This is a genomic window from Flavobacterium erciyesense, assembly GCF_018069925.1.
Lineage (GTDB): Bacteria > Bacteroidota > Bacteroidia > Flavobacteriales > Flavobacteriaceae > Flavobacterium > Flavobacterium erciyesense.
The window spans coordinates 113237-130056 of record NZ_JAGPXB010000006.1; the positions used below are offsets into that span (position 1 = coordinate 113237).

General features: G+C 34.9%; 14 protein-coding genes. All 14 read left to right on the forward strand.

What is annotated here, in order from left to right; all coding sequences use genetic code 11:
- The first annotated feature begins 56 nt into the window (after positions 1-56).
- The 14 genes from KBJ98_RS08510 (at position 57) to KBJ98_RS08575 (ending at position 16805) form a co-directional block, all read left to right on the forward strand.
- Positions 57-4391 carry a CusA/CzcA family heavy metal efflux RND transporter gene (locus KBJ98_RS08510; RefSeq protein WP_210789490.1) on the forward strand — a complete coding sequence of 1445 codons (4335 nt, stop codon included), beginning with the start codon at positions 57-59 and terminating at the stop codon, positions 4389-4391.
- Between the two features lie 10 nt (positions 4392-4401).
- Entirely contained in the window at positions 4402-5517 is a 1116-nt protein-coding gene (locus KBJ98_RS08515) for an efflux RND transporter periplasmic adaptor subunit (protein WP_210789493.1), read from the forward strand.
- Between the two features lie 14 nt (positions 5518-5531).
- Positions 5532-6650: a VIT1/CCC1 transporter family protein gene (locus tag KBJ98_RS08520; protein ID WP_210789494.1), complete on the forward strand. Its 1119-nt coding sequence runs from the start codon at positions 5532-5534 to the stop codon at positions 6648-6650.
- 52 nt (positions 6651-6702) lie between these two features.
- Positions 6703-7206, forward strand: a complete 504-nt coding sequence (locus tag KBJ98_RS08525) for a hypothetical protein (protein ID WP_210789496.1) — start codon at positions 6703-6705, stop codon at positions 7204-7206.
- Between the two features lie 270 nt (positions 7207-7476).
- The gene (gene hisG, locus KBJ98_RS08530; RefSeq protein WP_210789498.1) at positions 7477-8334 is read left to right on the forward strand and encodes an ATP phosphoribosyltransferase; all 858 of its coding nucleotides are present in this window, start codon (positions 7477-7479) and stop codon (positions 8332-8334) included.
- A gap of 86 nt (positions 8335-8420) precedes the next feature.
- Positions 8421-9713 (forward strand): histidinol dehydrogenase, encoded by a 1293-nt coding sequence (gene hisD / locus KBJ98_RS08535; protein ID WP_210789500.1) that lies wholly within the window; start codon positions 8421-8423, stop codon positions 9711-9713.
- Positions 9703-10755 (forward strand): histidinol-phosphate transaminase, encoded by a 1053-nt coding sequence (hisC, locus tag KBJ98_RS08540; protein ID WP_210789502.1) that lies wholly within the window; start codon positions 9703-9705, stop codon positions 10753-10755. Before hisD ends, hisC begins: the two co-directional genes overlap by 11 nt.
- 16 nt (positions 10756-10771) lie before the next feature.
- Positions 10772-11194, forward strand: a complete 423-nt coding sequence (locus tag KBJ98_RS08545) for a DUF2846 domain-containing protein (protein WP_210789503.1) — start codon at positions 10772-10774, stop codon at positions 11192-11194.
- Positions 11195-11389: 195 nt separating this feature from the next.
- On the forward strand, positions 11390-12526 hold the full coding sequence (hisB, locus tag KBJ98_RS08550; protein ID WP_210789505.1) for a bifunctional histidinol-phosphatase/imidazoleglycerol-phosphate dehydratase HisB: 1137 nt from the start codon (positions 11390-11392) through the stop codon (positions 12524-12526).
- A 77-nt stretch (positions 12527-12603) separates the two neighbouring features.
- Positions 12604-13185: an imidazole glycerol phosphate synthase subunit HisH gene (gene hisH, locus KBJ98_RS08555; protein WP_210789508.1), complete on the forward strand. Its 582-nt coding sequence runs from the start codon at positions 12604-12606 to the stop codon at positions 13183-13185.
- Between the two features lie 105 nt (positions 13186-13290).
- Entirely contained in the window at positions 13291-14016 is a 726-nt protein-coding gene (gene hisA / locus KBJ98_RS08560; RefSeq protein ID WP_210789511.1) for a 1-(5-phosphoribosyl)-5-[(5-phosphoribosylamino)methylideneamino]imidazole-4-carboxamide isomerase, read from the forward strand.
- A gap of 99 nt (positions 14017-14115) precedes the next feature.
- The gene (hisF, locus tag KBJ98_RS08565; RefSeq protein ID WP_210789513.1) at positions 14116-14871 is read left to right on the forward strand and encodes an imidazole glycerol phosphate synthase subunit HisF; all 756 of its coding nucleotides are present in this window, start codon (positions 14116-14118) and stop codon (positions 14869-14871) included.
- Between the two features lie 83 nt (positions 14872-14954).
- Positions 14955-15554, forward strand: a complete 600-nt coding sequence (hisIE, locus tag KBJ98_RS08570) for a bifunctional phosphoribosyl-AMP cyclohydrolase/phosphoribosyl-ATP diphosphatase HisIE (protein ID WP_210789516.1) — start codon at positions 14955-14957, stop codon at positions 15552-15554.
- 153 nt (positions 15555-15707) lie between these two features.
- On the forward strand, positions 15708-16805 hold the full coding sequence (locus KBJ98_RS08575; RefSeq protein WP_225899090.1) for an alpha/beta hydrolase: 1098 nt from the start codon (positions 15708-15710) through the stop codon (positions 16803-16805).
- Positions 16806-16820 lie beyond the last annotated feature (15 nt).

The window sequence follows — 16820 nt, forward strand, 5'->3', positions numbered from 1 at the left end:
TCTTAAGGAAATACCTATCTTTAAACCTTACTTTTGAGGTATAAAAAAAGATTAAAATGCTTGAAAAAATAATTGCTTTCAGTTTAAAAAACAAACTCATTGTTTTACTATTCACACTCGGAATTTTTGGATTTGGTCTCTTTTCTGTTTTCCAAATTTCAATCGGTGCAGTTCCAGATGTGACTAATAACCAAGTTCAGGTAATCACAACTTCTCGTAACCTTTCTACTCAAGATATTGAACAATTTATTACTTATCCGGTTGAAATAGAAATGGCTAATTTGCCTGGCGTAAAGGAAATTCGATCGATTTCTAAATTTGGTTTGTCTGTAGTCACCATTGTTTTTGATGAGAATTTAGGAACCTATCTTCCAAGACAACTTATTGCTGAGAAAATCAAAACCGCTTCTGAGAAAATTCCGCAAGGTTTTGGAACACCAGAAATGGGTCCAATTACCACAGGACTAGGAGAAATCTATCAATACACTTTAGAAGTAAAACCAGAATTTAAAAACAATTATTCCGTAACAGATTTACGTACCATTCAGGATTGGGTAGTAAAACGTCAGTTATCTGGAATTAAAGGTGTTGTGGAAATTAATACTTGGGGTGGATTTTTAAAACAATATGAAATTGCAATTAGTCCATCGAGTTTAAAAGCGATGCACATTACTACCGCTGATGTTTTTACCGCTTTGGAAAAAAACAATAGTATTGCAGGCGGTGCCTATATTGAAAAAGTGAATCAAAGTTATTTTATCAGAGGCGAAGGAAAAGTAAATTCACTAGAAGATATTGGGAATATTGTTGTTACAAATACTAATGGGTTGCCAGTTTATATCAAGAATGTAGCACAAATTCGTTACGGTCATGCCAATCGTTTTGGTGCGATCACGGGCAATGGCGAAGGGGAAAAAGTTTTGGGACAAGTCATGATGCTCAAAGGAGGAAACTCTAAACAAGTTATTGATGATGTGAAGAACAGAGTTGCCGAAATCCAAAAATCACTGCCTGCAGGTGTCTACATAAATGGATTTTTAGAACGAAGCGAGTTAGTTGGGAAAACAACTTTTACCGTTGCTGAAAACTTGATTTTAGGATGCTTAATCGTAATTTTTGTTGTGGTGCTGTTGCTAGGAAACTGGCGATCGGGCTTGGTCGTTGCTTCTGTTATTCCATTGTGTTTGTTGTTTGCCATTTCGTTCATGAATATATTTGGTATCGATGCCAATTTAATGAGTTTGGGTGCAATAGATTTTGGAATTATCATCGATGGTGCGGTAATTATTGTCGAATTTATTGCGTTTCAAATTGCTAGTAAATCAGCTCATTTAGTCAATCTTAGTAAGGAAGAACGCCAGTTAGAGATTGACCAAATCACCTATAAAAGCGCTTCCAAAATGATGAATTCGGCTATTTTTGGCCAGTTGATTATTCTGATAGTTTTTATTCCAATTTTATCCTTATCTGGTATCGAAGGTAAAATGTTCAAGCCAATGGCTATGACATTTAGTTTTGCTTTGTTAGGCGCCATGATTTTTTGTTTTACCTATGTTCCTGTCGTTTCTTCTTTGTTTTTGAAACCAAAAGAGGAAAATCCAAATTCATTATCCAGCAGGTTAATCCATAAGTTGAATTCTTGGTATTTGCCTATAATTACTTGGGCTATAGCCAATACCAAAAAAGTTTTGTATGGTGCACTTGGCTTATTATTACTGGCTGCGGGTCTTTTTGCAACAATGGGAGGAGAATTTATTCCCACATTAGATGAGGGTGATTTTGTGATTCAGCCCGTTTTAAAAACAGGGACGTCATTAACTAAGACGATTGCAATTACTACAAAAATTGAAAAAATAATCCTTAAAAACTTTCCAGAAGTTACACAAGTTGTGAGTAGAATTGGTGCTGCGGAAGTACCTACTGACCCAATGTCTATGGAAGAAAGCGATGTCATTGTGAAATTGAAACCTAAATCCGAATGGACTTCGGCTTCCACCAAAGATGAATTGGCAGATAAAATAAAAGCAGTTTTAGAAAATCAAATTCCAAATATGGAAATCGAATTTACACAGCCGATAGAAATGCGCTTCAACGAATTAATTTCGGGAACGCGATCTGATGTCGCAGTTAAAGTGTTTGGCGAAGACTTGGATGTTTTGGCACAAAAAGCACACGAAATAAAAAATGCAATTGCAAAAGTAGACGGTGCTTCGGATATTATCATCGAAAAAACAGAAGGCTTGCCACAAATGTCCGTAGTTTATGATCGTTCTAAAATTGCTCGGTACAGTTTGAATATTGCCGATTTGAACGAAATGATTGCCCTTGGCTTTGCCGGAAAAACCGTTGGAACTGTTTTTGAAGGCGAAAAACGTTTTGATATGGTTGTGCGTTTGGATCAAACCAACCGACGAGATATTGAGGATTTACGTAATTTATACGTTCTAACTCCTAACGGCGAACAAATTCCTTTGCGCGAGTTGGCTTCTATTGAATATACTGAAGGTCCTGCGAAAATTTCTAGAGACAATACGAATAGAAGAATTGTAGTGGGAATCAACGTTAGGAACCGAGATTTGCAGAGTGTAGTTACTGATATTCAGCAAATTGTTGAAAATAAAATCAAATTACCAGCAGGTTATTACGTGAAATATGGTGGACAATTTGAAAATTTACAAAGTGCCAAAGCCCGATTGATGATTGCAGTTCCTATCGCATTATTTTTGATTTTTATCCTTTTGTATTTTGCTTTTGGATCTGTAAAAGAGGCGTTAATGGTCTATTCAGCAATTCCTTTGTCAGCAGTGGGTGGCGTTCTTTTTTTATGGCTGCGTGATTTGCCGTTCAGTATTTCGGCAGGTGTTGGTTTTATTGCACTTTTCGGGATCGCAGTATTAAACGGAATTGTATTAATCGAACATTTTAAAGAACTCAAACATCAAGGAATGAAAGATATCGATGCATTAATTTTAAAAGGAACTACAGATAGATTACGTCCCGTATTATTGACTGCAGCTGCTGCCGCATTAGGATTTTTACCAATGGCAATTTCGTCTTCGGCAGGAGCCGAAGTGCAACGACCCCTAGCAACGGTTGTTATTGGTGGATTGTTTACGGCAACTATTTTAACCATGATTGTATTGCCTATTTTATACAAAGTTTTTGAAGGTCAGTCTTTCAAAAAAGCAAAGTTCAAAAAGAATCAAACTGCTACTTTTATCATTATGTTATTGTTAAGTACTTCATTTGCTTTTTCACAAAATACTAATCCAGAATTAGATAGTTTATTGTCGAAAGCAATGCAAAATAATAAAGGAATTAAAGCGGCTCAATTGCAAGTCGAGAAGGCTAAAGCCAATATCAAATCGGCTAATACTTTTGATAAAACCAATATTTATTACAGTTACGATCAAAATAATTTGGCATTGAATGAACTGCCCTTGCGTGTTTTTGGCGTGCAACAACGTTTTGCTTTTCCAACGGTTTACGGAGCGCAGAAAAAAGTATTTTCATCTGAATATGAAAAGGAAAAAGCCAATTTTGAAATTCAAAAAAACAAACTTTCTTTGGCTGTAGCCAAATCTTATCAGCACATTGTTTATTTGCAACATCAAGAAAAACTGTATCAGTATTTGGATAGTTTGTATCAAAATTTCTCGAAAGCCAGCGACAGACGTTTTGAATTAGGAGAAACAAATTATCTCGAAAAAATTACGGCTCAAGCCAAGTTTAGGCAAATAAGAACCAAGCTTTCGCAAATTGAGAATGATAAAAAAGCACAGTACGAACTCTTGCAGTCCTTACTTCAAACCGATGAAACTATTGTGGTAAAAAGCAATAAAATAGCACCCTTAGAATCTTCTACTGAGGAAACAAGTAAGGCGATATATGTTGCTTATTTAGAAAGTATTACATCTAATTACAAAAGCCAAATTATGTTGCAAAAACAACATTGGCTACCGGATATTAACCTAGATTATTTTCAAGGTAGAAATAATGGATTATCGCAGTCGTTGTATGGTTTTCAAGTTGGAGTTGCGGTCCCCATTTTATTCTCAGGACAAGTAGCAAAAAGTAAAGTAGCACAGCTTGAATTGCAAAGTTGGGAACAACAAAAGCAAAATGAAGCCACAAAAATAGAGAAGCATATTACTCAAAAAAAGAATGAATTAGCAAAGCATCAAGAGGCAATAAACTACTACAATCAATACGGTAAAAAATTATCGGATGAGATTATAAAGGTGGGAAATAATAGCTACAAACATGGTGAAATTGATTTCTTTCAATACATTCAAAGTTTAGAAAATGCCACAACAATTCAAGTAGATTATTTAGATACTATTTTGCAATTCAATCAAACCCAATTAGATTTACAGTACCTCAATTTTTAATATTTTACCAATGAAAAACGCACTCTATATAATCACATTATCTCTTTTTTTATTTTCTTGCAAAGAAGCGAAAACAGAAGAATCAGAACCAAAAGATAACGGTTTAATTACAGTATCTGAAACTCAATTCAAAACCTCGGGAATGGAGATTGCGAGTCCAACAGAACAGGATTTTGATGTTACCGTTAAAGCATCAGGTAAAATTGATGTACCGCCACAAAACCGAGCTAAAGTGAACACTTTTATGGGCGGTTACGTAAAATCGACAACGCTTTTGGTTGGAAATAGAGTCACAAAAGGTCAAGCTTTATTGACTTTACAAAACACCGAATTTCTGGATATTCAAAAAGAGTACATGGAAGTAGCGGAGCAACTTAATTTTTTGAAATCAGAATACGATCGCCAAAAAACCTTGTACGATGAAAAAATCACTTCGCAAAAAAACTACTTAAAAGCCGAAAGCGACTATAAAAGAGCCAAAGCCATGCATCAAAGTTTAAGAGCCAAATTAGTGCTTTTGAATATTAATCCTAGAAATGTAGAAAGAGGAATTTTGACTTCAACAATCACCATTTTTTCTCCAATAACAGGTGATATCGTAATCATGAATGCCAATGTAGGTATGTATGTAGCGCCTTCGGATGTGATTTTAGAAATTGTTGATACGGATCACTTGCATTTGGAATTAGCCGTTTTTGAAAAAGATATTTTGAATGTGAAAATTGGACAAAAAATACATTTTAAAGTTCCCGAAGCATCCAAAGAAGTGTTTAATGCCGAAGTACATTTGGTAGGAAAATCAATTGAAGGAAACGACAGGACGATTAATATTCATGGACATTTAGACGATGCCATAAAACAAAAGCTTTTGACAGGAATGTTTGTAGAATCTGAAATAATTATCGATTCTAAAGAAGGTTTAGCGATTCCTGCTGAAGCATTGGTGACAGAAAACAATAAAAATTTTGTACTTTTAGTCAAGAATGAAAAAAATGGATATTCGTTCCAGAAAGTAAGTGTTACTGTTGGTTCGAAGTCTGAAAAGTTTGTCGAAATACTGCCAAACACAACAATATCTGCTTCTTCAAGACTATTAACAAAAGGAGTTTTTGATTTGGTTAATTAATAAAAAATGAAATAATGGACTTGAATAAACTTAAAGATCAGTTGCAAACAGAGGTTGATACGGCCTTTTTGTACGATAGTATTGCCGCCATTCAGTCTGATGAAAATCTTTCGAGAGTTTTACTAAGCTTAGGCGAAATAGAGAAAGGTCACGCAAAACACATGTTAGATAAAGTTCGTACCATAGAACCAAATTTTAATATGCCTTTGCCATCTGGTAGAGCAAAATTTCAACTGAAGTTGGGTAAAATTTTTGGATACAGTTCGATAATTAGCTCCTTATCCTCAATTGAAAAACAGTTTGCCGAAAATTCGGTTCGAAATAAAATCAAAACGGGTGAAAAACCAAACGGTTTTGAGCACAATCACCTGAATATTATTGAGGCTGTAAATAATAATGCGGCCTTAAATGTTTCAGGAGGGCTGTTGTCTAAATTCGAAAGTCGCCATAAATCCGTGGGCGGAAATGCTTTGCGAGCGGCAGTTTTAGGTTCCAATGATGGATTGGTTTCTAATATGAGTTTGGTCATGGGAGTTGCTGGAGCGGCTGTTTCTAATGATACGATTTTGTTAACCGGAATCGCAGGACTTTTGGCAGGTGCGATATCAATGGCGCTAGGCGAATGGCTTTCGGTACAAAGTTCCAGAGAATTAAACCAGCGCCAAATTGATTTGGAAACCGAAGAATTAGAAGCTTCTCCCGAAGAAGAGAAAAAAGAATTGGTTTTATTGTATCAGGCCAAAGGGATGAATGCGGTCGAAGCACAAAAATTGGCTGACAAAGCTTTTGAAAATCCTCAAACAGCGATTGATGCCATTATCACGGAGGAATTAGGAATTGACAAAGAAGAATTAGGAGGATCAGCCTGGGAAGCAGCAACAGCATCGTTTGTGCTTTTTGCAATTGGAGCGATTATTCCGTTATATCCTTTTATGTTTTTAGACGGAAAAAATGCAATTTTACTGAGTGTCGGAAGCAGTGTTGTAGGGCTTTTTGGAATAGGAGCAGCCATCACTCTATTGACAGGAAAAAGCATTTTATTCTCGGGATTCAGACAAGTGGCTTTCGGTTTGTTAGCTGCAGCAGTTACTTACGGAATTGGTTCGTTAATTGGCGTTTCCTTAGCAGGATAAAACTCTTAAAAATTAAATATCACTAATAAATACTAACTTAAACTATAAAATTATGAATGATGCACACTTACACCTAGTTGTAAACCATTTTCCTATTATTGGAACAATCCTTGGACTTGGGATTTTAATCGCTGGAATAGTACTCAAGAATAAATCGGTACAAAATACCGCTTATGTGTTATTTGTCGTTGCAGCTGTTTTTGGCTTTTTTAGCATGTCTACTGGTGAAGGAGCAGAAGAAATGGTGGAAGATTTCCCAGGAATAGGAAAAGCAATTATTCACGAACATGAGGAAATGGCCGAAAAACTTGCACTTGTTTTGTATGCGCTGGCAATTACATCATTATTTGGTCTTTATTCTAACTTGAAAAACAAGCCAAAAGCAAATTTAGTTTCTTATATCGCGACAGTAGTTGGAATCATCGCTGTGTTTTTTGCACAACAAACGGGTACAACAGGAGGCGAAGTTCGTCATACTGAAATTAGATCTGAAAGTACTGCTGCGGATAGTACTACAGAGAAAATTGCTCCTACAAATGAGGAGGAAAAGGAATAAAAAAGATATATTTAACAAAAAAGTAATATTTAGTTAAAGTATTAATTGCTTTTTAAATAAAAAAGAATCTATCTTTGCAAAGAAAAATAAAACACATGTTTACAATACAATTACATCATCATCATTTTCATTATTGCTCTCAAGCGATGTGTTAATGGTATGCATGTAAATCATCATATTTAAAAACCCGTTTGAGTACATCAAACGGGTTTTTTATTACCCCACATTGTACTCAAACATTATCATTCTAAAAAAATAAAAAACAAAAAAATGAGTACATTAAAAATTGCAATTCAAAAATCAGGTCGTTTAAACGAAGACAGCATTCAAATTCTAAAAGATGCTGGTATCTCAATTGATAACGGAATCGACCAATTAAAAGCTGAAGCATCTAACTTTCCACTTGAAGTTCTTTACTTAAGAAATTCGGATATTCCACAATATTTAATGGATGGCGTAGTAGATATTGCCATTGTTGGGGATAATTTATTGGTTGAAAAAGGCGGAAATATTGAAGTTATTCAAAAATTAGGTTTTTCAAAATGCAAAGTATCTGTTGCTGTACCTAAATCTTTTCAATACACATCTGTAAAAGATCTTGATGGTATGCGCATTGCTACATCGTATCCTAAAACGGTACTGGATTTCTTTAATTCAAAAGGCGTTACGGTTGACATTCACCAAATTTCAGGTTCGGTTGAAATTGCTCCAAACATTGGTCTTGCTGATGCTATTGTAGATATTGTCTCAAGCGGAAGTACCTTGTTTAAAAATAATTTAAAAGAAGTTGAAGTTATATTTAAAAGTGAAGCGGTTTTGGCTGTTTCGCCAAAAGTAAGCCCAGAATCTCAAAAAATCATCGACACCTTGAAATTCAGAATCGAATCGGTTTTAAGAGCTAGAAAATCAAAATACATTTTGATGAACGTTACTAATGATAAAATTGAGGCAGTTGGTAAAATTCTTCCAGTTTTACGCAGCTTAACCGTTTTACCATTGGCACAAGAAGGTTGGAGCAGTGTACACTCGGTAATTGACAAAGACACTTTTTGGGATGTTATCGATCAGTTGAAAGAGGCTGGAGCAGAAGGAATTTTAGTATGCCCAATTGAAAAAATGGTCTTGTAAAAACTTTAGAGTAAAACTTATTTTAGTAAAAATTCATTGCGAACTTTGCGAATACCTTTGTGAACTTTGCGGTTAAAAACAATACAATGAACAAAATATACAATCCAAAACCAGAAACGTGGTCTAGTATTTTAGAACGACCTACAAAAACGGTAGATGATATTGAGGCTACTGTTAAAGAAATTTTCAAAGAAGTACAGAAAAAAGGGGATGAGGCAGTGGCCAAATATACCTCGCTTTTTGATGGCGTTGAAGTAGACACAATGATTGTTTCTGAAGCTGAAATTCAAGAGGCTATCGTAGCAGTACCGCAAGAGTTAAAAGAAGCAATTGCTTTGGCAAAGTCTAATATTATGGCCTTTCACCGTGCTCAAAAAACAGAGCGTGTGGCTGTTGAGACTGCACCTGGAGTTTCATGCTGGCAAGAAAAAAGACCTATTCAAAAAGTAGGTTTGTACATTCCGGGTGGAACAGCGCCTTTGTTTTCGACTGTATTGATGCTTGCCGTTCCTGCTGAAATTGCGGGTTGTAATGAGATTGTTTTGTGTTCACCACCGGATAAAGAAGGTAAAATTAATCCTGCTATTTTATTTGCGGCCAATTTATGTGGAGTAACTAAAATCATGAAAGTGGGCGGAATTCAGGCCATAGCCGGTTTAACTTTTGGTACAGAAAGTATTCCTAAAGTGTACAAAATTTTTGGACCAGGAAATCAGTTTGTAACGATAGCCAAACAATTGGCAACACAATGTGGAGTTGCTATTGACATGCCTGCTGGACCATCAGAATTATTGATTGTGGCTGATAATACTGCCGTTCCCGCTTTTGTAGCGTCGGATTTATTATCACAAGCAGAGCATGGAGTAGATAGTCAGGTAATTTTAGTTTCGACATCAAAAAAATTAATTGATGCTGTAGCTGATGAAGTTGCTACTCAAATTGAGGCTTTGCCAAGAAAAGCTATTGCTGAGAAAGCCATTGCTAACTCAAAATTAATTTATGTCGAAAATGATACAATTGCTTTAGATTTAATCAATGAATACGGACCAGAACACTTTATTGTATGCACTGCCAACGATGATTTTTATATCGACGAAATACAAAATGCAGGTTCTGTCTTTATAGGAAACTATACTCCTGAAAGTGCAGGTGATTATGCCTCAGGAACCAATCATACCTTACCAACCAACGGATATGCAAAAAACTATAGTGGTGTAAATCTAGATAGTTTTACAAAAGCAATGACGTTTCAAAAAATTTCTGAAAAAGGAATTCAAAATATTGGTAAAGCAATTGAAATTATGGCTGATGCCGAAGGATTGCAAGCACATAAAAACGCAGTTACATTACGATTAAAAGCACTTGAAAATGGAAAATAGTTTTGATATCAATAATTTGGTTAGGGAGAATGTAAAAAACATGAAACCGTATTCCTCTGCTCGCGATGAGTTTGAAGACTTTGATACAGCCGAAATGATTTTTTTGGATGCCAATGAAAATCCGTTTGAAAATGGCGTAAATAGATATCCAGATCCGCAACAAATGCGCGTAAAACGCCTTTTAGCAAAACAACGTCGTGTACAAACGAATCAGATTGTATTAGGAAATGGAAGCGATGAAATTTTAGATTTACTTTTCAGAGCATTTTGTGAGCCAAATACTGATAACGTGATTACTTTGCCACCAACTTATGGCATGTACGGCGTTTTGTCTAATTTGAATGCCATTGAGAATAGAGAAGTTTTACTTTCTGAGGATTTTCAGCCGGAGATTGAAAAAATCATGGAATCGGTTGATGCCAATACCAAAATGATCTTTTTATGTTCACCAAATAACCCTACGGGAAATTCCTTTTCGGATGAAAAAGTAGCGTACTTATTGCAAAATTTTAAAGGACTCGTTGTAATTGATGAAGCGTATATTGATTTTTCTAAAAAAGAAAGTTGGATCAATGAATTGGATGAATATCCTAATTTGATCATTACACAAACGCTTTCTAAGGCTTACGGATTGGCTGGAATCCGTTTAGGAATTTGTTATGCTTCTAGCGCGGTTACTACGATATTAAACCGAATCAAACCACCTTATAATGTAAACGAATTGTCGCAAAATAGAGCAGTAGCAAGACTTGAAGATCGGTCAGCTATTACTACTGAAATTGAGTCAATTATATTACAAAGAGAACTTTTAATTGAAGCTTTATCAGAAGTAAGTTACGTAGAAAAAATTTATCCTACAGAAGCCAATTTTGTTTTGGTTAAAGTGGATGATGCCAATAAAAGATATACTGAGTTGATTACAAAAGGAATTGTAATTCGAAATAGAACTACACAAGCACTTTGCGAAAATACCTTGCGTTTGACAGTTGGAACTGAAGAAGAAAATAAAAAATTAATAGTAGCTTTGAAGGATAATTATTAACCTAAATTCAAATAAAATGAAAAAAACAATTTTAACTTTATTAGTGTCTTTATTTTTTGCGGTTGGAGCAGCTGCGCAAGAGGCAAGTACAGCAGAAACAGGTAAGATTTATTTTTTACGATCTACTGGTTTTCAAGGATCTGCGGTTGCATTTAAAACCTTTATTGATGGTGAATTTGTGTGTAAGTTAAACAACAAAAAATACTCCATCCATGAGGTTCCTGCAGGAAAACACGAGTGCTCTGTTCAATTTGGTGGAAAAGTATCGAAAGAAAAAGCAGAGAAATTTATTGTTGATGTACAACCTGGCAAAACAGTTTATGTTCAAATTGTATTTGAATCAGGTATGCTTATAAACAATGTGTATTGCGAAGAAGTAACAGAAAACACTGCTACTAGTAAAATGCAAAACATGAAGGAAGATACGGATTGTAAATAATACCATTTAGCTTCACTGCTTCGCGTGAGGGATAGCAGTGAAGCTCTTTATACTGCCGCAAAGCAGGGCAGGATAAAAGCGAGAACGAATAGCCCGACCCGACCTTTTTGGAGGGGCACGCCATAAAAATCTAAATTAAATACTAAATAAAAACGCAAATATTAATTGAATACTGCGTTTTCGACACTGACAATAATGAAAAAAGTACTCTTTATCGATCGTGATGGAACGATGGTTTTGGAACCGCATGACTACCAATTGGATAGTTTTGAAAAATTAGAATTCTACCCACAAGCGTTTCAGTTTTTGGGTAAAATTGCAAAAGAATTGGATTTTGAATTGGTTATGGTTACCAATCAAGATGGTTTAGGTACCGCCTCTCATCCCGAAGAAAATTTTTGGCCCGTGCATAATTTGGTGATGAAAGCTTTTGAAAATGAAGGTGTTGTTTTTAGTGAAGTTTTGATCGATAAAACATTCCCACATGAAAATGCTCCTACTCGCAAGCCAGCAACTGGTTTACTGACTAAGTATATCAACAGTTCAGACTACGATTTGGCAAGTTCATTTGTAATTGGAGACCGAATTACTGATGTGGAATTAGCAAAAAACTTGGGTGCAAAAGGGATTTTTATCAATACAGATGAAGCATTAGGAAGTGACGAAATAGCTTCAAAAAGAGAAGAATTGGATTCTGTTATAGCACTACAAACTACAGATTGGAAAACGATTTATGAGTTTTTAAAATTAGAAGAACGTTCAGCAACCATTTCGAGAAAGACAAATGAAACTGATATTTACATCAATTTGAACCTTGATGGAACTGGTAAGAGTAAAATTGAAACCGGAATTGCGTTTTTTGATCACATGTTAGACCAAATTGCGCGTCATGGGCAAATGGACTTGGAAATCCTTGTAAAAGGTGATCTAGAAGTAGACGAACACCACACCATTGAAGATACTGCAATAGCTCTTGGAGAAGTTTTTGCAAAAGCATTGGGTAATAAATTAGGTATTGAGCGTTATGGTTTTTGTTTACCAATGGATGATTGTTTAGCTCAAGTGGCTATTGATTTTGGAGGTAGAAATTGGCTGGTTTGGGAAACCGAATTCAAGCGAGAAATGGTAGGTAAAATGCCAACCGAAATGTTCTTTCACTTCTTTAAATCGTTTTCAGATGGAGCCAAAGCCAATATCAACATCAAGGCTGAAGGTACCAATGAGCACCACAAAATTGAAGCGATCTTTAAAGCTTTTGCAAAAGCAATAAAAGTAGCCGTGAAGCGTGATACCGAAAAAATGATTTTACCAAGTACAAAAGGTATGTTGTAAAAATGTTTCAAGTTTAAAGTTTCAGGTTGACTCGAGCAACTTTAAACGTTAAACTTGAAACTTGAAACAAAAGTGAAATGAAAATAGTAATTATAAACTACGGAGCCGGAAATATTCAAAGCATTATGTTTGCCATAGAGCGCTTGGGTTTTACAGCAGTGCTTAGTAACGATTGGAAGGAAATAAAAGCCGCAGATAAGGTTATTTTTCCCGGTGTTGGTGAAGCAAGTTCTGCTATGAAAATGCTTATCGATAGTGGTCTTGATGTATTGATTCCAACCTTGAAACAACCTGTTTTAGGGATTTGTTTGGGTATGCAATTGATGTGTAACAAATCAGAAGAAGGAAACACTGCTGGTTTGGAAATTTTTGATGTAAATGTGGTCAAATTCACTTCAAAAGTAAAAGTGCCGCAGATGGGCTGGAATCAAATTTATAATTTGAGATCAGATTTGTTCAAAGGAATTGCTGAAAAGGAGTACATGTATTTGGTACATAGTTTTTATGCTCCAAATTGCGCCGATGCCATCGCTACCACAAATTATGAAGTAGAATATGCCTCAGCGTTGAAGAAAAATAATTTTTATGGAACACAATTTCACCCTGAAAAAAGCGGCGATGTAGGAGAACAAATTTTAGGTAATTTCTTAAAATTATAAAATTGAAAAATTCAAAGATTGAAAAATTAGGGGAGTCAAATATTTCTTTGACCAACAGTATTAATCTTTTAATAATTCAATTATTAAATCTTTAAATTAAAATAAATGAGAATAATACCAGCAATAGATATCATCGACGGGAAATGTGTCCGTTTGTCCAAAGGAGATTACAACACCAAAATTATTTACAACGAAAATCCGCTAGAAGTTGCTAAAGAATTTGAAGCGCACGGAATAGAATATTTACATTTAGTAGATTTAGACGGAGCAAAATCAAGCCAGATTGTAAATTATAAAATATTGGAACAAATTGCAACTCAAACTAGTTTAAAAATTGATTTTGGCGGTGGTTTGAAAGCAGATTCCGATTTGAAAATTGCATTCGAAAGTGGTGCCAATCAAATTACTGGCGGCAGTATTGCTGTGAAAAATAGAGAATTATTCGGAAAATGGATTGCGGAGTATGGTGCGGATAAAATTATTTTAGGAGCAGATGCTAATAATGAAAAAGTAGCTGTTTCAGGCTGGTTAGAAGATTCTAATGAAGATTTGATTCCCTTTATTCAAGATTATCAAAGTAAAGGAATTCAGTACGTAATTTGTACTGATATTGCCAAAGACGGAATGCTAGAAGGACCATCTTTTGATTTGTATGCTAAAATTTTAGCAGAAGCAAAAGGAATAAAACTTATTGCTTCAGGAGGAATTTCGACTTTTGATGAATTACCAAGGCTTGCCGAATTAGGTTGCGAAGGAACAATAATTGGTAAAGCTATATATGAAGGACGAATTTCATTGAAACAGTTAGAGCAATACATATTAAACAAATAGATTATCTCGCGAAGAAGCACAAAGAAGACGCAAAGATTCACCAAAAATTTTGTGTGTCTTTGTGATAGCTTAGTGAATCTCTGTGTAACAACAAAAAATATGCTTACAAAAAGAATAATTCCTTGTCTGGACATAAAAAACGGAAGAACGGTAAAAGGTGTCAACTTTGTAGACTTACGTGATGCCGGTGATCCAGTTGAATTGGCCAAAATCTATTCGGATGAAGGAGCTGATGAATTGGTTTTTCTAGACATTTCGGCAACGGAAGAAAGAAGAAAAACATTAATTGATTTGGTTCGAAAAGTAGCTTCAACTATTAATATTCCATTTACAGTTGGTGGCGGAATTTCCTCTGTCAAGGACGTTGATGTTTTATTGCAAAATGGTGCCGATAAAGTATCTATCAATTCATCAGCTGTTAAAAATCCGCAGTTGATTAATGATTTGGCACAAAAATTTGGAAGCCAATGTGTTGTAGTAGCCATTGACGCTAAGCAAATTGACGGTCAGTGGATTGTACATTTAGTGGGCGGAAAAGTGCCTACTGAATTGAATTTATTTGATTGGGCAAAAGAAGTCGAGCAACGTGGAGCAGGTGAAATATTATTCACCTCTATGGATAATGACGGAACTAAAAATGGTTTTGCTAATGAGGCTTTGGCCAAACTTTCGGAACTAGTTAATATCCCAATTATTGCTTCGGGAGGTGCAGGAAACATTCAGCATTTTGTAGATTCATTTATTGATGGAAAAGCCGATGCAGCCTTAGCAGCAAGTGTATTTCATTTTAAAGAAATTGAAATCAAAACATTAAAAGAAGCTCTTAAAAATAACAATATTGAGGTTAGGATATAGAAACAGATACTAGAATAAAGAGAAAAGAGAATCGTACTAGATAATCTTTCAATTTTTAATCTTTCAATCTTTAAATTAAAAAAATGAACATAGATTTCTTAAAAAATACAGACGGATTAATTCCAGCCATTATACAAGATAGCGAAACCAAAGCCGTTTTGATGTTGGGCTACATGAATGAAGAAGCATATCGTAAAACTATTGACACGCAAAAAGTAACTTTTTTTAGCCGCTCTAAACAAAGACTTTGGACAAAAGGAGAGGAGAGTGGCAGCTTTTTAAACTTGGTTGATATAAAAAATGACTGTGATGGCGATACTTTATTGATTCAAGCAAAACCAGTTGGTCCAACATGTCATACAGGTGCTGATACTTGCTGGCAAACAGAAAACAAAGCTGATTATGGGTTTATTTCACAATTAGAGCAAACCATCGAAACGAGAAGAGAAAAAGCTGACTCGGAGAAGAGTTATGTTGCTTCATTATTTCAATTAGGAATCAACAAAATTGCACAAAAAGTAGGTGAAGAAGCAATAGAAGTAGTTATTGAAGCCAAAGATGATAATGATGATTTATTCTTAAGTGAAAGTGCTGATTTATTGTTTCATTATTTGATTTTGCTGCAAGCCAAAGGATTCAAATTGAATGATGTTATTGATGTGCTAAAAAGTCGACAGAAATAATCTAGAAAACTATAAAAACAAAACCCAATAGAAATTTAAAATCTATTGGGTTTTGTTTTTTATTTAAAATACTAAACTTGTATATTTAATTTTTGAAAATCAAATAATTAAATATCTGAAACAGTTTTTCAATCTTTTAATACAATCCACATCTTGCAACAAAACACCAATCATACCGGCTTGTACATTATTCTAACGACAGAGGAAGATGATTTGAGACCGGTTTACATAGCAGGAAATTTCAATAATTGGCAAACACAGGACCAAGCATTTGTGATGGAGAAAATGGGGCAAAACAAATACCATTTTAAGTTCCCAAATGATTTTGTTTTTCCTGAAACTCTTTTGTATAAATTTACAAAAGGTGATTGGAGTGAAGTCGAAATTGACGAAAATGGCAATCGAACAGAAAACCGCACAACTGTCTTAAGAACAGGAATTCAGCTCGAGTCTGTAGCTCGATGGAGGAAAAATTGGTTGCCCTTTAAGCAATCGTTTTTACCGCAAATACAATTAATTTCAGATGAATTTGAAATTCCTCAACTCAACAAAACTCGAAAAATTTGGGCTTTATTGCCACACGATTACGATCAGTCAGAGGAAAGGTATCCTGTCATGTATTTACAAGATGCTCAAAATTTATTTAACGATAATTCTGAATTTGGCAACTGGGAAATCGATAAAAAAATAGCAGTGATGTCAGAATACAAAATTGGTAAAATTATCATCATTGCGATCGAACATGCCGATGAAGATCGTCTAAAAGAGTATAATGTGGGTAAAACAATTTTAGGAAAAGGACAAGGTAAAAAGTACATTCGATTTGTTACCGAAACACTAAAACCATACGTTGATGTTCATTTTAGAACAAAAAAAGAACGTGAATTTACTGGAATTGGTGGAAGCAGTATGGGTGGATTGGTGAGTATTTTTAGTGGGCTCCGAAATCCTGAAGTTTTTGGCAAGTTGATGATATTTTCTCCTTCGTTATGGGTTGTGCCCGAATTAACTATTAAAACCAATGATCTTCCTTTTCCAGAAACAAAAATTTATTTATACGCTGGCGGAAATGAAAGTAAAACGATGCTAAATCAAGTTAAAAATTTTAAAAATGAATTAATAAAGAGTACATTTATAAATGACTTGAACTTATTGAATGTCAGTATTAATAGATACGGACAGCACAGTGAGCGCTATTGGAGTGATGAATTCCCAAAAGCAATCGAATGGTTGTTTTTTCAACAAAAGTAAATTCAATAAACAAAT